18 protein-coding genes and 2 tRNA genes are annotated in these 20029 nt (G+C 57.9%); 4 read left to right on the top strand and 16 right to left on the bottom strand.

The features are described 5' to 3' along the window. The first annotated feature begins 127 nt into the window (after positions 1–127). Positions 128–565 carry a hypothetical protein gene (locus HUV26_RS11510; RefSeq protein WP_174410226.1) on the top strand — a complete coding sequence of 146 codons (438 nt, stop codon included), beginning with the start codon at positions 128–130 and terminating at the stop codon, positions 563–565. Here the strand turns inward: HUV26_RS11510 and HUV26_RS11505 are convergent, their stop codons facing one another. The 4 genes from HUV26_RS11505 to HUV26_RS11490 all read right to left on the bottom strand — a co-directional run bounded on the left by HUV26_RS11505 (position 566) and on the right by HUV26_RS11490 (position 3575). Then, positions 566–1510 (bottom strand): DMT family transporter, encoded by a 945-nt coding sequence (locus HUV26_RS11505; protein ID WP_174410225.1) that lies wholly within the window; start codon positions 1508–1510, stop codon positions 566–568. A gap of 93 nt (positions 1511–1603) precedes the next feature. Beyond that, positions 1604–2467, bottom strand: a complete 864-nt coding sequence (locus tag HUV26_RS11500; protein WP_174410224.1) for a J domain-containing protein — start codon at positions 2465–2467, stop codon at positions 1604–1606. Between the two features lie 157 nt (positions 2468–2624). Next, a complete protein-coding gene (locus HUV26_RS11495) occupies positions 2625–3056 on the bottom strand; it encodes a YkgJ family cysteine cluster protein (RefSeq protein ID WP_243451370.1) in 432 nt (143 codons plus the stop codon). 102 nt (positions 3057–3158) lie between these two features. After that, on the bottom strand, positions 3159–3575 hold the full coding sequence (locus tag HUV26_RS11490) for a CoA-binding protein (protein ID WP_174410222.1): 417 nt from the start codon (positions 3573–3575) through the stop codon (positions 3159–3161). Between the two features lie 194 nt (positions 3576–3769). Between HUV26_RS11490 and HUV26_RS11485 the strand changes: the two genes are divergently transcribed. After that, positions 3770–5020, top strand: a complete 1251-nt coding sequence (locus tag HUV26_RS11485) for a M24 family metallopeptidase (RefSeq protein ID WP_174410221.1) — start codon at positions 3770–3772, stop codon at positions 5018–5020. An 88-nt stretch (positions 5021–5108) separates the two neighbouring features. Here HUV26_RS11485 and HUV26_RS11480 read toward each other — a convergent pair. Both HUV26_RS11480 and HUV26_RS11475 read right to left on the bottom strand, forming a co-directional pair. Beyond that, positions 5109–5183: transfer RNA gene (locus HUV26_RS11480), tRNA-Lys, on the bottom strand. A 32-nt stretch (positions 5184–5215) separates the two neighbouring features. Next, positions 5216–5290, bottom strand: a tRNA-Lys gene (locus HUV26_RS11475). A 119-nt stretch (positions 5291–5409) separates the two neighbouring features. Here HUV26_RS11475 and HUV26_RS11470 point away from each other — a divergent pair. Further along, on the top strand, positions 5410–7545 hold the full coding sequence (locus HUV26_RS11470) for a protein-disulfide reductase DsbD family protein (RefSeq protein ID WP_174410220.1): 2136 nt from the start codon (positions 5410–5412) through the stop codon (positions 7543–7545). Positions 7546–7557: 12 nt separating this feature from the next. Here HUV26_RS11470 and HUV26_RS11465 read toward each other — a convergent pair whose 3' ends face one another. The 10 genes from HUV26_RS11465 to dut all read right to left on the bottom strand — a co-directional run bounded on the left by HUV26_RS11465 (position 7558) and on the right by dut (position 16989). Then, positions 7558–8568, bottom strand: coding sequence for a glycosyltransferase family 9 protein (locus HUV26_RS11465; RefSeq protein WP_243451369.1), 1011 nt, complete (start codon positions 8566–8568; stop codon positions 7558–7560). A gap of 371 nt (positions 8569–8939) precedes the next feature. Then, positions 8940–9722 carry a RipA family octameric membrane protein gene (locus tag HUV26_RS11460; RefSeq protein ID WP_174410218.1) on the bottom strand — a complete coding sequence of 261 codons (783 nt, stop codon included), beginning with the start codon at positions 9720–9722 and terminating at the stop codon, positions 8940–8942. 485 nt (positions 9723–10207) lie between these two features. Beyond that, positions 10208–11062 (bottom strand): 50S ribosomal protein L11 methyltransferase, encoded by an 855-nt coding sequence (locus HUV26_RS11455; RefSeq protein ID WP_174410217.1) that lies wholly within the window; start codon positions 11060–11062, stop codon positions 10208–10210. A 7-nt stretch (positions 11063–11069) separates the two neighbouring features. Further along, on the bottom strand, positions 11070–11762 hold the full coding sequence (locus HUV26_RS11450) for an amino acid ABC transporter permease (RefSeq protein ID WP_174410216.1): 693 nt from the start codon (positions 11760–11762) through the stop codon (positions 11070–11072). A gap of 10 nt (positions 11763–11772) precedes the next feature. Continuing rightward, a complete protein-coding gene (locus HUV26_RS11445) occupies positions 11773–12474 on the bottom strand; it encodes an amino acid ABC transporter permease (RefSeq protein ID WP_174410215.1) in 702 nt (233 codons plus the stop codon). 68 nt (positions 12475–12542) lie between these two features. Further along, positions 12543–13355, bottom strand: a complete 813-nt coding sequence (locus HUV26_RS11440; RefSeq protein WP_174410214.1) for an ABC transporter substrate-binding protein — start codon at positions 13353–13355, stop codon at positions 12543–12545. A 67-nt stretch (positions 13356–13422) separates the two neighbouring features. Further along, entirely contained in the window at positions 13423–14151 is a 729-nt protein-coding gene (locus HUV26_RS11435; RefSeq protein ID WP_274602458.1) for an amino acid ABC transporter ATP-binding protein, read from the bottom strand. Between the two features lie 588 nt (positions 14152–14739). After that, on the bottom strand, positions 14740–15018 hold the full coding sequence (locus HUV26_RS11430; protein WP_243451358.1) for a hypothetical protein: 279 nt from the start codon (positions 15016–15018) through the stop codon (positions 14740–14742). A gap of 185 nt (positions 15019–15203) precedes the next feature. Further along, on the bottom strand, positions 15204–16406 hold the full coding sequence (locus tag HUV26_RS11425) for an aspartate aminotransferase family protein (RefSeq protein ID WP_174410213.1): 1203 nt from the start codon (positions 16404–16406) through the stop codon (positions 15204–15206). Positions 16407–16467: 61 nt separating this feature from the next. After that, the gene (gene dut, locus HUV26_RS11420) at positions 16468–16989 is read right to left on the bottom strand and encodes a dUTP diphosphatase (protein ID WP_243451357.1); all 522 of its coding nucleotides are present in this window, start codon (positions 16987–16989) and stop codon (positions 16468–16470) included. A 423-nt stretch (positions 16990–17412) separates the two neighbouring features. Here dut and glgP point away from each other — a divergent pair, with 423 nt between their 5' ends. Next, on the top strand, positions 17413–19980 hold the full coding sequence (glgP, locus tag HUV26_RS11415; RefSeq protein ID WP_174410211.1) for an alpha-glucan family phosphorylase: 2568 nt from the start codon (positions 17413–17415) through the stop codon (positions 19978–19980). The last annotated feature ends 49 nt before the right edge of the window (positions 19981–20029 follow it).

Below are 20029 nucleotides of genomic sequence, written 5' to 3'. Positions count from 1 at the left end.
CTGGCGCTAATATATGGTACAATATCTGTCACCAGGCACCCGCCTGCGGGATTGACATGTCCGGGGCTATGGCAGAAAGTCGATAGCATGAAATAAGAAGCGCCATTGGCATAACAGAAGGAAAACCATGCATCTGGCCATATCCCTGCTGCTGCTCACCAGTTTGGGGCTTATCCTCTGGGTGGTACGCCGTGCCGCGCAGGTGGACCGCACCGCCCCCACGGACCCCCAATGGTATGACGTGAAGCTCTTTCACGATGCTGCAGCCATACTGGACGATGAAGACATGCGCGCCCTGCTTGATACCTGTGCCGAAGAAGAGGAACTGGACTCCGGTATGGAGCTGCGCGCGTGGACAATGGCTTCACTGCTCAAAGATGCCCCGAACAGCCTGCATAATCCCGTGGCGCGCAAGACCAGCACGGAACTGGCTCATGCCCTTGAAAGCCTGCTGGAACGGCTGGATAATCATGCAGACCGGGAGGCTCTGGAAAAAGCCATTGCCAGAACGGATGCGGCGTATCTAGCCTATCGTTCTTATTTTTATGATCTTACCGGAGAATGATCACGGCCTTGTGGCCGTGCGTATGCCTCCAAGAATAAGCACACCGCTCACCAGATGCACCCAGCTTACAGGCTCGCCCAGCAGCACCACCGCTTCAATGCCGCTGAAGAGGGGAAGGCTGTAATAGACCATACCAGCCTGTGCCGGCCCTATAACGGCCACAGCCTTGTTCCAGCACCAAAAAGCCACGAGGGATGCCCCCACCCCCACATAGGCCATTGTGCCCAGAATCACGGGGGTGAATGCAAACCTCAGCCCCTGCTGCCATTCCCACCACGCTCCGGGAGCCAGCATAAGCGCGCCCAAACCGAACAGGACGAACAGAAAGGCTCCCTGCTCCATGGGTTCGGGTATGCGCCGTACGAGGATGCTGTAACCGCCGAAGAGCATCGCTCCGGCCAGCATCCACACATCGCCCACGGCAAACTGTAATGCCGCCAGTCGTCCCAGATCGCCTCTGGTGACCAGCAGCACTATGCCGCAGACGACCACAGCTACCCCCGCAAGCCTGCGGCCGGTGACAATCTCGCCAAGGAACAGCCGCGCGAACACCAGAATGAACATGGGCGAGGTAATGGCGATGAGGGAGAGATTGAGTGCCGTGGTGGTGTGTGCCGCCACGTACAGGAAGGTATTGAATAGCGTTATGCCGATGAGGGCCGTGCAGGCAAGATACCGCCAACGGCGACGTACCACCGGCCACTGACGCAAAAAAGGCCGCAGCCCGAAGGGGAACAGCACCGCAAACGCTGTGGCCCAGCGCAAAAACGCGAGGGTTACAGGAGGAACGGTATCCGTGAGTCCGCGCGCCACAATGAAGTTGCCGGACCATATGACCGTTGCTGCCAGTGCAAAGAGGAAGCCCGCAAGTGCGGAAGGGGTGGCCTGAACAGAAGAAACGGTTCCGGAAACGCGGGCAATCTGCTCCGGCGTACGCTGGGTCATGTAAGCTGCCTTCTTCAGATGAAAGAATGTTGCATGAAAGAAAAATCGCCCGAAAAGGCAAAGCCAGACATGGGGAAATAGCTGGCCGGGCAGCTATACCTTGGCAAGCACCCGCAGAAACAGATCCCCTGTCCACGGCCCGATTTTGCGTCCCAACCCCTTCAGACGGATGGGGCGCCCCACAACAAAGTCCTGCGGCAGGGTTATCTCAATCTGTCTGGGCTCATCCCGCATTCCCTGCGAAAGGGAAATGCGCACCCGCGCACCGGGCAGCAGGTTCTGGGGCGGAACGTAGATGGTCTGCTCATCATCCATCTGCTTGCGCAGCCAGCTCTTCACTCCGGCCACCACGCCGTGGGTCATGTCGAAGGAGAGCTTGGATTCACCCCATTCAAAACTCAGCCTGCGTTTTTTAGGCAATGGCGATGGCTTGCCGCCTTCCCGCCGTATCTGGCTGTAAATATCCTCGAACACACGCCGGGCAAAGGGGTCTTTCAGGATATCGTTCAAGACGTCTTCCTGCCTGTATTCAGATGCGGTGCGCCGTGCTCCGCCGGGGGCACCCTTGCGGGCCTGCGTCCGTGCATAGGCTTCTGATGCCTGTGCCCTGCGCGCCTGCTCCGTTTCTTCTCCGGCTGCACCGGCATCTGCACCTGCAGTGCCGTTTCCCGCCCCGGCAGCAGCATTCTTCTGCCGGGCCTGAGAAGCGTCAAATCCCTTCTTGGCCTTTTCATAGGCAGAATTCGCCCGCGAGCGGGCATCGACCTCCGGCCCCGCGCTCTTGGTCAGCAGCACATAGGCTTCATTCAGCAACTTAAATTGCCGCGACGCGTCAGGATTATCCGGATGCAGGTCCGGATGCAGTTCAAATGCCCGCCTGCGGTAGGCGGACTTGATGGCATCCATTCCGGCCCCAGCATCCAGCTTCAAAATCCGGTAGCATTCCTGTAGCGTCACGCTGCTTTCTCCAGACTATTCTTCATTGCCGTCCGCGCGCCGGCACCCATTGTATTTCTTACCCTCCGCCCGGACAACCGGCCCCAAGGCGCTTGCAGGCAGCAACATCTTACAACACCCCATTGCCCCCGTTCGCTGCCTATCACAGAGCATGCTTTCAGCGGGGATCAGGTTCGTCGTCCAGAATCAGGGCACGCGCCTCACATGCAGGGTCAGACGCAATCAGCCCGTTCTCTTTCAGGTAAGCGCGCCCCTGCCGGGCAAATTCAGCATGCGGCACATCACTCCGGATACCGGGGCAATATTCCTTGGCAAGCTCCAGCGATTCCGCATCTACCACATTGCCCCGAAAAAAAGGCCACGCCCGGCAGATATCGGGCTTGGCCACATGCACGCCGCAGCCTTTTCCTTTTTCAAAAAAGATACAATACCCGTCAGAACCCGCACGGATGAACAACTTTCCACCTTTGTACGCGCCGTGTTCGGCGGCAAAAGCCTGCGGCTCCATGCGCAGATGCGCTGCTATGCGCGCAAGGTCTTTAGGGCTGACCACTATACCGCCTTCGCCGAGGCAGCAGTGCCCGCACATCTTGCAGTCAAAGGCTTCCTGTTCGTCTGCCTCATGCGATTCCTGAATCTTACGTTCCTGCAACACCTGTATATTGGTTTCCGCCATGCGCATTCTCTCCGGCTATCGCTTCAGTACCAGTCGTTGATGATCCACCATGATGCATCGGTCCTCAACCACACGCACCCCCGCAACGGACAGCATTGCCCCTGCCTCCGGGTTGCGGATGCCGGACTGCATCCAGAACGTGCCGGGCAGCACGGGCAATGCCAGAACCTCGCGGGCATGGCCGGCGCAGTGCTGCGAAGCACGAAAGACGTTCACAATATCAACAGGAACGGGAATATCCCCAATGGTTTCGTAGGTGACAAGCCCCCACACATTACGGCGGACGGGATGTACAGGAATGACCGTGTAGCCGGCCTCAATAAGGTAGCGGCCTACAGAATCCACGGGCTGCCCCGGTTTGTCCTTGGCACCCACTACCGCAATGGTCTTCGCGGTGCGCAGCAAGGCACCCACGGTATCGTCAAACAGCATATGATATCCTTCTCAAGAAATCGTAAGCGAGGAGCATACTCCGCAGCGCAACGAAGTGCAATTGCACAAAAGCGCATCCGAAAGCAAACTGGTCACGTTGCACTTGCCACCCCCTTCACGTACAACACGGCACAGGATCAGACGAAGTGCACCAAGCCTTTTGCAGACTGACGAATAAGACCGCAGGATACACTATGACCACCCAGCAAACGACCACGGATCACACTCCCATAGAAGTCATTCCACCGGAAGAACTGTTCATCCGCCATACGCGGTGCAGAGAAATGCTCGCACGGCATGCGCCGCAGGCCTGCGGCCTGCTAGTTTTCTCGCGCGTGAACATCTACTACCTTACGGGCACACTGGGCAACGGCGTGTTCTGGCTTCCTCTTAGCGGAGGGCCGGTGTTGCTGGCACGCCACGGGCTGGAGCGTTGCCGCCTGGAAAGCCCGCTAGCACATATTCTGCCCTTCCGGTCATACAGCGACATTCTTCCCAGACTCGGCGAAGCAGGCAGCGCACCGCAGAATACCACTCTTGCAGCCGAATTCTCGGGCCTGACATGGCAGTTCGGCGATATGCTGCGTGCCAAGCTTGCCGGTTTCAGTTTTGTGCCGGGAGACCACGCCCTGACCCTGACCCGTTCCGTGAAAACCGGCTGGGAACTCGCCAAACTCCGGCTGGCAGGGAAACGGCATCACGAAAGCCTGTATAGCGAATTGCCCAAACTCATCCGGCCCGGCATGAACGAACGGGAAATTTCCCACCGCGCGTGGGACGTTTTTTTCGCACGCGGACATTCCGGCATTCTGCGCATGAACTCCTTCGGGGAAGAGATATTTCTCGGCCACGTTTCGGCGGGAGAAAACGGAAACTACCCAAACCACTTCAACGGCCCGCTAGGCGTGAAAGGCGAACATCCAGCCACACCATACATGGGGTACGCTGGCAGCGTCTGGAATCCCGGCACGCCGCTGGCCGTGGATATCGGCTTCTGCCTTGAGGGCTATCATACCGACAAGACACAGCTTTACTGGGCGGGAGACGCGCAGGGCATTCCCGATGCTGCACGGCGCGCCCACGACACCTGCATAGAAATCCAGCGGCATGTCTCGGAGCGGATGATGCCGGGAGCCATTCCTTCCCAAATATACGGAGAAGCCATTGCCATGGCGGACAAAGCAGGTTTTGCGGAAGGCTTCATGGCATTGGGCGGCGGCAAGGTTCCCTTTGTGGGGCACGGAATAGGCCTTGCCGTGGACGAATATCCGGTTCTTGCCAACAAGTTTGACGATCCGCTTGAAGCGGGCATGGTCATGGCCGTGGAGCCGAAAATAGGCATTCCCGGGCTGGGTATGGTGGGGGTGGAGAACACCTTCGAAATCACCGACACGGGTGCACGTTGCCTTACCGGGAACGAGTACGACATGGTGTGTATTTCCTGAACCGCACATGGGCGGGCAAGGGCTTCCCAGGCCCTTCCCGCATGGGCGCAAAAAAGAAGGCACCCCGCGTACGCAGGGTGCCTTGATATGGTGGGGCATCAGGGATTCGAACCCCGAACCAATTGATTAAGAGTCAACTGCTCTACCGTTGAGCCAATGCCCCAAATATTATTTCGCCTTACGGCGTTGTTATCATGGTGGGCCATCAGGGATTCGAACCCCGAACCAATTGATTAAGAGTCAACTGCTCTACCGTTGAGCCAATGGCCCACACCATGGCTGCTGCGGCTAAATTGCTTCAACCTGCGGCGGAGATGGAACCTATTTGGAAGACCCATTTCTGTCAACATTATTTTGCATAAATTCCGCAAAAACCCCATAACAGCCCCATGGACAACTCAACACACCTCGCTCAACCGGAATCCTGCGGTCTGCGCACGCCGCGCGGCATATTCCTGCGGCGGACCGCATGCGTATCACTCAAAATCGCCCAGGTCACCCATGTCACTCTGATCATCCTTATAGCTCTGATCGGGCTGCTCTTCCTCCGCCCCTCCGGCAACGCGCTCGCTGCGGATCTGCCTGTAAGCTTTCGTACAGAAGCCTTTCTGCTGGACCAAGCAGCGCCGCCCGCAAATGTTCTTTCCCCCGCTCCGGGAACCGGTGACACACCCCTTCTCGCCGGGGACATACTGCTTGCCGTATGGATAACACCTGAAAACGGCTACCATTTCTACGCACACAATCCCGGCGATACCGGACGCCCCACGGAAGTGGTTCCCAATCGCCTGCTCGAAGGCATGCGCATCTATTACCCGTCCGGGGTGGCCAAGAAAGATGTTTTTGACCCAGCCGCCACGGTCATGATCCACGATGGCCCCACGCCAGTGTTCATCCGTTTTCCCGCCACTTCCGCCAAGCCGCCCCTTGAGATAACCATTAAGTTGCTGTTGTGCTCTCAGGACAACTGCTGGCCTGTACACCACACATTGAAAGCAGAATGGAACACCTCCAAACTGGCCTACGCAGAAGCACAGCCGTGGTGGCCTCTTTCCGGGCAGTATACGGAAATCGTTCCGACACAAGGCGGCGAGACCGTAACGGTGGGGACCAGCACATCGCGTCTGGCTACAGAACTTGGGGCGGAACTGGGGGTGGAGCTGCCTTCCGCATCTGGCGGAGGCACACGTGCGCTGCCTGCCACAAAGGATAAGAACGGCAAGGATAGCTCCGTGTCCCTTTCAGACCGTGCCTCCTCTTCTCTCTTCAGTTCAGAAAAAGGCTACAGCATAACGCCAGTTTTCTTCATGCAGTCGCTGGAGGTTACATCACTGGGCAAGGCCGTGCTTTTCGGGCTGATAGCGGGGTTCATCCTGAACTTTATGCCGTGCGTCCTGCCTGTCATAAGCCTCAAGCTCTCCTCCATTGTCTCGGCCACCAATATTGCAGACAATGCTGCACGCATGCGCAGCTTCAGGGAACATAACCTGCTGTTTGCAGCCGGAATCTTGACATGGTTTCTTGCGCTCGCGGCCATTCTTTCTGTGGCGGGACTGGCCTGGGGCCAGCTTTTTCAAGATCAGCGGCTCGTCACCGCCCTGCTACTGCTGGTCTTCACGCTGGGCCTTTCCACCTTTGACGTGTTCGATCTGCCCATGCTGAACCTGCGCGGCATCTCTTCCGCACAGGGCAACGGACGCTGGAGCGCCTTTTCCACAGGTCTTCTGGCAACCCTGCTGGCAACCCCGTGCAGCGGCCCCTTTCTGGGAGGCGTGCTGGGATGGGCCTTCATGCAGCCCCCCGTGGTGCTGGCCACCATCCTCGTGGCGGTGGGCGCAGGGATGGCCCTGCCCTATCTGGGCATGGCCGCGTGGCCGGGACTGGTGACTCACTTCCCTAAACCAGGCGCATGGACAGTCACCCTGCAACGGGTTGTAGGCTTTTTCCTCATGGGTACAGCAGGCTACCTGCTGACCATTCTGCCTGCGACACGGCTGCCCTTCCTTCTGGCCCTGCTGTGGCTTACCGCCTTTGCGGCGTGGATATGGGGACGTTTTGCTGGCTTGTCCGCCCCGCCGCTCCGCCGCTGGATTGTCAGGGCCTTGTGCTTGGCGCTGATTGCAGGGGCGCTTATGTATGACGGGCGGGGAACCAAAGAGGGCGGTGGCCAAAGTCCGTGGCAGACGTTCTCGCAACAGCAGTTTCTTGAAAGCGCGGGCAGGCACAACCTAGTGCTGGACTTCACCGCGGACTGGTGCCCCAACTGCAAGATTCTGGAGCATACCGTCCTTACGGAGGCGAACCGCGCCCGCTGGGCACAGGAATACGGAGCAGTCTTCATCAAGGTAGACCTGACGCGCGAAAACGAGGAGGGATATGCCCTGCTACGCGCACTAGGGTCCCAGTCCATTCCCGTGGTGGCGTTTTTCCCTGCGGGAGAAAAAGCGGCCTCACCCCTTGTTTTACGGGACCTGTTCACCACGGACGTGGCGGAGGCGGCCCTGCGGCAGGCCTTTGGCCCATAAAGGCGCGGCGGACTAAATCCCGCAATGCACCATGTGCTCGCGTACTGCCAGCCATACGGCTTCCGGCTCAAGCCCTTCAAGGCATGTGTAGCCTGTTTCGCAGGAATTTCGATTGCATGGCTGACAGTCGCAGCCAAGCGCTATCTGAGCATGCTCGGCAGAAGGAAAAGTCCATGCCGGACTCGTAGCTCCCAGCACGGTAAAGGTGGGAGTTCCCACGGAAACGGCAATATGACGCGGTGCTGAACAGTTGCCTATGTGCAGCACTGCCCGCTCGATGCAGGCTGCCATCTCTCGCAATGAGATAATCTCATCCGGCAGGATGACGGCCTCCGGGCACGGGCAGGCGTCGCGCACAGCGCCGGCTTCTTCCCGCTCCCCCGGGCCGTACAGCAGCAGAAAACGCATGTCCGGGTGATTTTCTGCCATACGTGCCATGAGTGCGCCGTAATGCCGTGCGGGCCAGCGCCGGGTGGCACGGCGATGGGTGGGATCCACGGTGACCAGCCTGTGATGTTCCTGCACACCGTACCGCGCAAGATAGTCTGCTGCAAAGGCCCGTTCCGGTTCCGTGAGATACAGGCGGGGTTTCTCTCCGTTCCATGCAATGCCGAGCGGCCGCAGCACGCTGGCCTTTGCCATGGCGGCATACCCGTCCTGCGGAGTAACGGTGTGGGTAAAGAGCCACGCATTGTACCACGCGGGGGTATAACTCAGGCGCACCGGCGCGCCGGAAAAGGCCACAACCCAGCGGCATCTTGGGAGTTGTTGGAAGTCCACCACGATGTCATAGCCCTGCCGGGCAACGGACCAGTAGAAGGATATCTCCTTGAAAAGACTGGTTAATTGCTTGCGGTCTATGGGCCACACGGTATCCACATCCGGATTGTTTTCCAGCATGGGGGCGCACTTCTTCTCGGTGAGCACATCTATGCGCGCCAGAGGAAAACGCTGTTTTAGCAGGTGGATAGATGGCGTTGCGAGCAGCACATCGCCTATTTGCCGCAACTGGCAGACCAGAATCCTGCGTACGGTGGCAGGGTCTGCGTGCTGGACGGAAACAGGAAGATTTTGGACGGGAGTGGATGAACTCAAAGCAAAACTCCGTGGCTTGTTGTGTGCCAGCGATACGGGCTTCCTGCTCCGGAGTCAACATTCTGCCGCCTCTGAAAAGAGCTGGAACAACGGCAGACATCCAACAGCCTGATTCAGACAATCAGACTCCTCAATGCGAACGCCCCCGGAAGCAATGCTTCAGGGGGCGCAACAGCAATTCGGACGTCTTGGCAGGCGGCAGGCGGGCAGGCAGATATCTTTCGTATGTATTAGCCAAGCCAACGTTGCCCGCCCCGACTGTAGCCAGCAGACGGAGCCGCAGCCGTGCGGCCGAATTATCAGTGATTTTGTCCGGGGATGAATTTGATAACCCGGAAATGGCTCTGGTCTGCGCAGTTCACCTCATCGGCGCTGGTTCTGCACCGGAAGAACATCATGACGAGGAAATATGCGGAGAACGCCACAAACGAGAGAGAAATGAATCCGAGTTCCTGCGCAGGGTCTGCGAACACAGGAAGGAAATAGGAAGCAAGCTCCGGTGCCGTTTTCACGAAATAGCGTACGGCGAGAAAACCCCACGTGCAGGCGAGGTACAGCGAAAGATAGTCGTTAACCTTGGACGTGCAGAAGGGGCGCAGTTCGTAGGAAGATGACGCCGGGTCGCACACCACGCCCTTGGAGGGATGGTAGAGGCTGTTTGCGCGCGCCTTGGCACTGGTTACCGTGGTGTAGGTCTTGAAGAGGGGGCCCACCGCTTCATCTTCCAGCGTATGAACAAGGCGGCACCACTTTTGCTGTGTGTACCGGCTGCCCTTGGTAATGGCTACCCAGGCAAAGGAGATGACCGCCCCTATGCTGCAGACAACAAGCTGGTAGAAATAGGGGTTTCGCATTGCTGCATCGGCAACGAACAGCCCGGTAAAGGCAAGGGCAGTGAACGCCCAGAACAGGATGGATTTTTTCCAGTACAGCTCGTTCTCGTAGCGATAATTATCCAGTGCCGTCTGCAAGGCCAGCGTTCTGCGTGTTCCGGTGATTTGACAGTCTCCTCCAGCCGCGTCGGTATCGCAGCCCTCACCGAAAAACGCTTCCACATATTCCTCTGGGGAAAGTGTCAGCATGATTCCATCCTTATCCGTTTGAAATGAAGGCGGACAGCACGCAACCACCTGCTGATTGCGCACTCAAACTATGCGCAGAGTAGTTAGCTCCAGTTGGCCTGCCCTGTCAACCTCCTTGTGAATTTTGTTTTAAGATATAAAATCGCAAAGATACGAAACAATCCCTGCCAGTTAGAGAGCACCACTTTCGCCAGCGACAGCAGCAAACTGTTCGGGCAAACAGCGCAACTACGCAATATGTTGGACTATTCTCGGATATCCTTCCAATGACGAGGACAACACTCAGGGCAGGTGTAGCAAATGCAACCTGCACACACAGAGGCTTGTGACCAATGGCGCAAAGACGAAGGCGCGTGCGGCTTGTCGCGTGTTGTTAAGGCACGTTCGGCTGCATTCAGAAATACCATTCCCGTTACCAAACGAAAACCGCCTCCGTTTGGAAACGGAGGCGGGACAATCAGCAATATATGCAGGGGAAAGAACGCTTACACGCTCTCCCAGATGAGCGCGGCCCACTCTCCGTCTATCTCACGACGTGCAGGCGCAAGACCAAGGGCTGTATAAGCCTGCTCCACACTGTCCGCCTGCGTCGCCAGCAGGCCGGAAAGCACAAGGCAGCCTCCGGAAGCCACGCGGGCCACAATCTGCGGAGCAAGCTCACGCAGCGGCTGAGCAAGAATATTGGCCAGCACCACATCGAAGACATCCTGCGTGTAGTCCGCGCTGCCCCTGGCAACGGCAAAGGCACTCTCCACGCCGTTTATGGCGCTGTTTTCCCGGCTGTTTTCCACGGCAAGGGTGTCGATATCCACCCCCAGCCCGGTCATGCCTATCTTGGCGCAACCAATGGCGAGGATGCCGGAGCCGGTGCCTATGTCGAAAAAGCGCATTCCTTCGCGCAGGCGACCTTCCTTTGCCAGCTTGGAAACACAGGCGAGGCACAGTGCCGTGGTGGGGTGATGCCCGGTGCCGAACGCCATCTTGGGCTCAATGACGATGGGAATGCGGCCTTCAAGATCCTGCGATTCCGCCATCCACGGCGCTATGACCATGAACAGTTCGCCCACCCTTACGGGAGTGAAAAATTCGCGCCACGCCATAGCCCAGTTGCGGTTTTCCACTTCGTCGCGCTCCACGCGAGCGTCCGGAACCAGACTCTTCATCTCCGCAAGAAATTCCTCGCAGAACGCGGGATTTTCCACATACACGCGGTAACGCACATCGCCCGTGGGCAGTGCTTCCTCTTCCCATCCGTACTGGAGCTTGCGTACCAGCGCCACGGTGGCGAGGTCCTGCATGTCTTCCGGTACCGTGATATCCAACCTGATCAGGTGTTCCATCGTATTGTTATCCTCGTGCCTGGTATCGTGCCATTTTGCGCTCCAGCCTGCGGCTGAAGGAGGTGAGCACGTAACAGATGATGAAGTACATGACAAGGATGGTCAGGTATATCTCCATGGGAGCGGAGAGCGTGCGGTTATTCACCTGTGTTGCTGCACGGGTGAGTTCGGCCACGCCGATGATGTAGGCCAGCGAAGTATCTTTAGTCAGGGAAACAAACTGGTTGACGAAGGAAGGAATCATGTTCCGCAACGCCTGCGGCAATATGACGTATTTCATCGCCTGAAACTTGCTCAGCCCTGTAGCCCGTGATGCCTCCATCTGCCCTGAAGGCAGCGCCAGCACGCCCGCGCGGACAATTTCCGCGATGTAGGCGGCGGTAAACACCACAAAGGCTATAATGACGGAATCGTTTTCCGGCATTGCCTTGCCCATGACCACCGGGAAAAGGAAATACACCCACAGGATGAGCATGAGCAGCGGAATGCCGCGGATGATTTCAATATAGACGAAGGAAGGCCATTTCAGCCACCAGCGTTTGGAAAGGCGCATCAGGCCGATGATAAGCCCGAGCCAGAACGCCCCGAAGATGGAAATGGCCGCCATGACCACAGTGAGGGCAAGCCCGCCCAGGGGTCCTTCCGGATAGGCGCCTATGAGCAGATATTCAAAGTTGTCGGCAACGATATTCCACTGCATGCCGGTACTCCTAGTAGCTCACTGTGCGCATGAAATGCTTATTGTACTGGGTTATCGCAAACGAAACCAGCAGCGAGATGAAAAGGTATATGAGCGTGCTCACCGTAAACGCTTCGAATCCGCGGAAAGAATAGGATTCAATCTGCCGCGCCATGTAGGTGAGTTCTGCCACGCCTATGGTCATACAAAGAGAGGAGTTCTTAATAAGATTAAGCGATTGAGAAATAAGCGGCGGTATGATGATGCGGAAGGCCTGCGGCAGAATGACATAGGCCATGGCCTGCACGAAGGACAATCCGCATGCGCGGGAGGCTTCGAGCTGCGTCTTGGGAATGGAGTTTATGCCGGACCGAATTTCCTCCGCAATGAAGGCGGAGGTGTACACCGTAAGCGCAATGACCCCGGCGACAAATTCAAAGTCCCATTGATACAACCACTGCATGACCGGACGGGGAAGCAATCCTTCCGAACCGAAATACCAGAAGAAAATCTGCACCAGCAGCGGCGTGTTGCGGAAAAATTCCGTGTACGCAACGGTAAACCACACAAAGGGCCTGAACCCTGTGAGGCGCATGACGGCCAGTGCCGTGCCGATGATAACGGAAAACAGAAGCGATAGTGCCGAGATTTGGCAGGTAACCGCAACACCCTGAATTATCCAGTCCAGATATTCTCCGGAAAGGACAACGTTCCAGTTGAATTTGTAATTCAAAACATGCCTCGGAACATGCAAAACGGGGAGCACGCGGTCAGGCGTGCTCCCCGCAGGTTAATCAAAGCTTAGGGCCACAGTTCCATGGTCCAGGTAAGGGGCAGGTAGAAACGGGTTTCCGGGCCGAACCACTTGTCGTACGTGGTCTTGTATTCGCCGGAACGCCACATTTCCATGAGGGTCTTGTTGATGAAGTCGCGGAACTTGGATTCGTTTTCCACAATGCCGAGACCGTAAGGCTCTATGGAAATGGCGTCGGGCAGAATTTCCCACTTGCTCGGCTCGGGGTCGGAACCGCGAAGGCCCAGAAGGATGGTGGAGTCGGTGGTGACGGCCACGGCCTTGCCCTGCTTCATGGCCAGCATGGCCTGCGGGTATTCGTCAAAGGAAAGCACCGTGCAGTCGGGCTGTGCTTCGCGGATATTCTTTTCGGAGGTGGAGCCCTTTACGGTGGCTACGCGCTTGCCCTTGAGGTCGGCAACGGACTTGATACCGGAATCCACGGGCACCAGCAGCTTCTGGCCGTCCATGAAGTAGGTGATGGAAAAATCGATGACGTCATCGCGCTCAATCTTGTGGGTCATGGTGGCGGCGGCGATATCCACGGAGCCCTGCAGCACCATGGGGATGCGCGAAGCGGAGGTGACGGCCTTCAGTTCCAGTCCCACGCCCATGGCATCGGCAATGTACTTGCAGATATCCACGTCGAAGCCCACAAGCTGTTTGCTCGTTTCGTCCACGTAGCCGAAGGGCACGGTGGAGTCCTTTACGCCGCAGATAAGCGTGCCGCGTGCCTTGATCTCTTCCAGCTTGTTGGCGTGTGCCAGAGTGCCCGTAAAGAGAATGCCCAGAGCCACTGCAACCAGTACTAAACGTTTCATGCCTTACTCCCTCACATTTGTTCTGTTGGGGACGCGCACCGTGCCTCGTCCCGTGTCCGCGGATATGCTAAAGGATTTCCTTGAGGAAAGCCTTTGTACGGTCATGCTGGGGGTTGGTGAAGAAATGTTCGGGCGTGCCCTCTTCCACAATCACGCCGGCGTCCATGAACACCACCTTATCCGCCACTTCACGGGCAAAGCCCATTTCGTGGGTAACGCAGAGCATGGTCATGCCGTCGCGGGCAAGGTCTTTCATGGCGTTGAGCACTTCGTTGATCATTTCCGGGTCCAGAGCCGAGGTCGGCTCGTCAAAAAGCATCACCTTGGGCTTCATGGCAAGGGCACGGGCGATGGCAACGCGCTGTTGCTGACCGCCGGAAAGCTCTACCGGATACTTTTTGGCCTGATCGTGTATGCCCACCCGCTCAAGCAGTTCCATGGCGAGCTTCTGCGCTTTGCTCCTGTCCGTTTTGCGGACCTTGATAGGCGCGAGGGTCACATTTTCCAGCACGGTGAGGTGCGGGTAGAGGTTGAACTGCTGGAACACCATGCCCACCTCGGTGCGCAGTTCGTTCACATCCACACCCTTGTCGTGAATGTTTCTGCCTTCCAGCAGTATTTCGCCCTTCTGGATTTCTTCCAGCCGGTTGATACACCGTATGAAGGTGGATTTACCGGACCCGGAAGGCCCGCAGATGACGAGCACCTCGCCCTTCTCTATGCTCTGGCTCACATTTTTGAGAACATGGAACTCGCCGTACCACTTATGAATATCTTTGATTTCAATCATTGCCATGAACAGCAACCTGCTTCCTCAAGTAAGGGGAAAAGTCCGCAACGGCGGCGCAAGATAGCCGGAAACACAGAGCCGACACAGGGGGTGGCGCGCACACAGGGCAACCTTTCCGAACCCGTTCGGCAATTCCCCCGATTTGGGTGATTTCTGCAGTTTCCGGTGACAATTCAATGGAGTTTCGTTGTTTTTAGACAAGGCAGGGCAAAACTGTCAAGCCCTAGATTTTACACGAATGTAAAACAAACCTCTTTTCAGCATGTTGGCTGTATGTCCAACCAGCCTTATGACAATGCCCTCTGCACCGTCTTATTTCAGGGTCATCAGCCGCTTATGCCGTGAAGGCGCAAAGCCCCTGATTTTAGTGCTGCTGCGGGAACCATGGAAAAAGCCCGCCGGAAAAACCCGGCGGGCTTGCTGTGGCTGCTTTCATGACGCGCTTGCTCCGGCATGTGCGAATTGACAAAAAAGACAAAAAAGGACAACGCGCACGGAGTCCTTAGGGGCAACGTACTTCATGCCCCGCCTGCTGACGCATGGGACTTAGTATTTGTGCCCATGAGTTGCCAGCCACGGCCTTTTACCGTCTGATCAGACATACATGTTCGCCAAGGCACCCTTGCCCGTTGCAAAGGCTCCCAGAACATCCTTATTGAAATTGTATGTGGCGCTCAGACCGGAGGCATCTCTGCCGCCGCCCGTATTCATGTACTCCATGGTCTTGCTGACCACCTGCGCGCCGAATGTCTGCTTGTCCGTTGCGCCCATGGACGCAAAGCCCGGTGAAGATGAATTATTCAGGTAATCCATGGTCTTGCTGACTACCTGTGCCCCGAACGTCTGGCTAGCAACACTTGTCATGCCGCTCATGGTCTCCCCTCCTTGAACGCGGGAATGCATACACACTCCACATTGAGCACTACTCTTAAATATAGAACACGCACAACCATAAGGCCAGTATTTTTTGTCAATTCAAGCTACGTTACAAAAAAAGAGGCACCCCGAACGGAGTGCCCCAAACATGCTGCATAATGCGGCAGGTATGAATACGTGCATCAGTTGCGCGCTGACAGCAATTCTTCCAGCACCCTGGCAAAGGATTCCAGATCCTCACGCCCGATGATGAGCGGCGGCACAAGGCGCAGCACACGGTCCTGCGTGAGGTTGAGCACGAAACCCCTGTCCATGAGAGTGCGCCAGATTTCCTGTCCGGGAAACGCCAGAACAATGCCTATCATAAGGCCCAGACCGCGCACTTCCTCAATGGTTCCGGGATGGCGGGCACCAATGGCGCGGAACAGGCCCATAGCGTACTCGCCCAGCTCTTCCGCACGGCGGGCCAGATCTTCTTCCCGCAGAATATCCAGCACCTTGGCTGCCACCGCCGACATGGTCGCTCCCGCGCCGAAGGTGGTGGCATGGCTGCCCGGCTCGAAGCCCCGGGCCACCTCGTTTGTGGTCATCATGGCGCCCATGGGCAGGCCGTTTGCCAGTGCCTTGGCAGAGGTGACAATATCCGGTTCCAGCCCGTAATGCTGAAACGCCCAGAAGCGTCCTGTGCGGCACAGCCCGGTCTGAATCTCGTCCACCATGAACAGCACGCCCTTTTCACGGCACAGGGCCTGCAAGCCGAGAGCGAATTCACGCGTCATGGGCCGGACACCGCCCTCGCCCTGTACCACCTCTATCAAAACCCCCGCTGTCTGCGGGCTGATGGCTGCGCGCAAGTCTTCCAGGTCGCCCCACTCCACCTGCCGGAATCCGGCCGGGATGGGTGCAAACCCATCCTGAAACTTGGCCTGCCCCGTTGCCGCCACCGTGGCCAGCGTGCGCCCGTGAAACGCGCCTGTAAAGGTGATGATCTCTCCTGCATCGCGCCCCTGCACCCGCTGCATATACCGGCGCGCAATCTTTATGGCGGCCTCGTTGGCCTCTGCCCCGGAGTTGCAGAAAAAGACCTTGGAAAAATGGTTGGTGGCAAGCAGTTTCTCCGCCAGATCGAGTTGCTCTTCCTGATAGAAAAGGTTGCTCACATGCACCAGTTTGCGCGCCTGTTCAGCCGCCACATCTGCCAGTTCCGGACGGCAGTGCCCCACGTTTACCACGGCGATGCCCGCCAGCAGGTCTATGTATTCCCTGCCTTCAAAATCGTACAGGCGTGCGCCGCTGGCACTCTTTACCGCAAGGGGATACCTTCCATAGGTGCGGCACAGCAGCGCCTCTTCCCTCTTCTTCAACGATTCAAACGTTTCGCTCATGGCGTGCACACCTTTGTCCGCCGCACACGCGGCGGGTAGATTGTCCTGACTGCCGCAGAGTCTACACGGTTCCGGTATGCCCGAAGCCGCCGCTGCCGCGGCTGGTTTCGCCCAGTTCTTCCACCGGCGTGAGCTGCGCCCTGAAAAAGGGCTGAAAGACCAGCTGCGCAATGCGTTCGCCACGCACAACGGTCCGCTCCGCACCGGAGGTATTCAGCAGCGAAACCACTATTTCGCCCCGGTAGTCCGGGTCTATGACGCCCACGCCCTGACTCACGGTCAGTCCGTGCCGGGCACCGAGCCCGCTTCGCGAGTAGACGAATCCCGCCACATTGAGCGCATCCGGCTCAATGGCGATGCCCACGGGAATGGCGCACCGCTCGCCCGGCGGAATCGTGATGCTCTCCTCTGCAAAACAGGCACGCAGGTCCAGCCCGGCGGAGCCCGGCGTGGCGTACGCAAGCCCCCCGTCTGACACACCGCCGGCGTAGACAGCCTTTGCATAGCCCACAAACCGTACCCGTACGGAAACGTGGGCCGCAGCACCTTGCGGGGCGGGGGGGGTGTATGTTTCGCTTGTCACTGTGTTTCTCCTGTGCAACAGTTCCATACATGCTCATGCCGGACAATAACCGGATGCTGCCGGACCGCAACATACGCAGGGTAAGTGCGGCCAATACCCTGCCTGCCATGAAAGAAGCCGGGGCGGCATACAGCATTGGGCAAGAAGGCCGCAACCGTACCCTGTGACCAATCTGTTCACAATACGGAACGAGCACCCCGGCGCAATGCGGGCTGATGGTGCGGTTTTGATATTCCAGACAGGGTTCCAAGTAAAGCAGCGACATGTTTTTTACTGTAACAGGATGGAGCACCTGCGGATAACGGGAAAACCCGCTGCCCGGATGCCCCCATAACCCGTCACTTGATTGCTGGCAAAAATGGGCTATACTGAACGCCTTGCCGCCGCACGACATATTTCTGTAGATAACACGGAGGAAAGCGCATGCAGCCGCTCAAGGTATTCAGTGTGGTCCCCCGCCTGCCCGAGGAGTTGGAAGATCTTCGGGAACTGGCGTACAATCTGTGGTTTGCATGGAACAGCGAGATAGAGTCCCTGTTCTCTCAAATAGATCTCGCCCTATGGCGGCAGATGGAAAAAAACCCGGTCCGGTTCCTGAACAAGCTGCCGCAGACAAAACTGGCGGAACTGGCACGCGACGACTTTTACCGCCAACGGCTGCGCGAGGCGGTGCAGAAAACCCGTGCCTATCTCTCGCGCCCCTCCTCGCCCCTGTTTAAAGATGCGGCGCGCACGCATCCTGCGCTGGTCTACTTCAGCTTCGAATTCGGCATTTCCTCGTGCCTGCCCATCTACTCGGGCGGTCTGGGCATACTCGCGGGCGACCATCTTAAATCTGCAAGCGACCTGAATATTCCCCTTGTGGGCATGGGGCTGGCTTACAAGGAAGGCTACTTTCGCCAGTATCTCACCCCGGACGGCTGGCAGCAGGAACGCTACCCGGATTATGATTTTGAACAGATGCCGCTGCGCAGGGCCCTCACTCCTGAAGGAGCACCTGCCCAGGTAACGCTGGACGTGGGCGGACGCCCCCTTGTGGCCCGCATCTGGCAGGCGGAAATAGGCCGCGTGACCCTGTATCTTCTGGACACCAATGTGGCCGCCAACCCGCCGGAGTTTCGCGCCCTTACGGCCCGGCTTTATGGCGGCGACCTTGAAATGCGCATTCAGCAGGAGATTCTGCTGGGCATTGGCGGCATAAAGGCACTGGAAGTGCTGGGCCTGTCTCCCAAGGTTATTCATATGAACGAAGGGCACTCTGCCTTTGCGGGGCTGGAGCGGCTGCGCAGCTTTATGCAGCAGGGACTGAGCTTTGAAGCGGCACAGGAGGTTGCGGCATCCAGTTCCGTCTTTACCACGCACACTCCCGTGCCCGCCGGGAACGACCGTTTTCCCATGGACATGATGCGCCGGTATTTTGAGGGCTATGCCAACGAGATTGGCCTTGCCTTTAAGGTATTTATGGCGCTGGGACGCGAAAACCCCTTCAACGACAACGAAGATTTCTGCATGACCGTGCTCGCGCTGAAGCTCTCCCGGTTCTGCAACGGAGTATCCAAGCTGCACGGGCATGTCTCGCGCGATATGTGGAAGCGTGTGTGGAACCAGTTTCCGGTGGAAGACGTGCCCATAGGCGCACTGACCAACGGGGTGCATGCCCCCACATGGGTGGCGGACGACATAGGCCTTCTGAACGACCGCTATCTTGGCCCCAACTGGCGTGAAGACCCGGACTGCACGCGCACATGGGCGCAGGCGGATGTTATTCCCGATGCGGAGCTTTGGCGCACCCATGAGCGGCTGCGCGCCCGCCTCATCGACTTTGCCCGTTACCGGCTGCGCAGACAGCTGGAGGCACAGGGAGCGCGCAACAAGGAATTGCAGCATGCGGACGAGGTGCTTAACCCCGAAGCCCTGACCATAGGGTTTGCCCGCCGCTTTGCCACCTACAAGCGCGCCAACCTGCTGCTGAAGGAAAAGGACAAGCTCCTCAGGCTGATTGCGGACAAGAAAAAGCCCATCCAGTTTATCTTTGCCGGAAAGGCACACCCGGCGGACAACGGCGGCAAGCAGCTCATTAAAGACCTTATCGCCCTGTGCCGCACAGCGGAGTGCCGCTTCAACATGGTCTTCATCGAGGACTACGACATGGAAGTGGCGCAGCATATGGTTTCCGGCTGCGATGTATGGCTGAACAACCCGCGCCGGCCGCTTGAGGCCTGCGGCACAAGCGGCATGAAGGCCATGCTGAACGGCGTGTTGCAGTTCAGCACGCTGGACGGCTGGTGGGACGAGGCCTACAAGCCGGACAACAGCCTAGGCTGGGCCATTGGCAAGGGGGAGGAGTATTCCGACCCGGACTATCAGGATTTTGTGGAAATTCAGACCCTGTACAATGTGCTGGAGCACGAAATAATCCCCGAGTTCTACGACCGCGGGCACGGCGGGCTGCCGAGGGCGTGGATACGGCGCATGAAGCAGGCTTTGGTGGAGCACGGCCCGGTGTTCAACTCGCACCGCATGGTCAGCGACTATGTGCGCACGGCGTATGTTCCTGCCTATGAGAACTACCTGCGCCTGAGCGAGAACGGCTTTGCCGCCGCAGGAGAGCTTGCCGCATGGCGCATGGACATGATGACCAAGTGGAGTTCCATCGAGATTCGCAACGTGCGCACCGCCGACACGACCCGTCTGTTCGTGAGCGAGAAGATCGTGATAGAGGCGGAGGTACACCTGAACGGCCTGCCGCCGGAGCATGTATTGGTGGAATCGTATTTCGGCCCTGTGCAGCAGGACGGCAGCTTTGCCTCGCGGGAGGTCGCCACCATGCACCCCGTGACGGCGGTGCGGGACGGGTGGGCAACATACCGGGGAGAAGCAACGCCGCCGGAGGCAGGACGGTTCGGCTTTACGGTGCGTGCCGTTCCCTCGCACCCGCATCTGCTGGACCCGCATTCGCTGGGGCTTATCCATTGGGCTCAGCCGGAGTAGCGAAGACGAAGGACGGTAGGTGCGCCGAAAATCATACAGGGGGGCACAG

Source organism: Desulfovibrio psychrotolerans (genome assembly GCF_013340305.1).
GTDB lineage: Bacteria > Desulfobacterota > Desulfovibrionia > Desulfovibrionales > Desulfovibrionaceae > Halodesulfovibrio > Halodesulfovibrio psychrotolerans.
The sequence above is the reverse complement of the archived record's forward strand: the minus strand, read 5'-3'. Positions and strand labels throughout refer to the sequence as shown.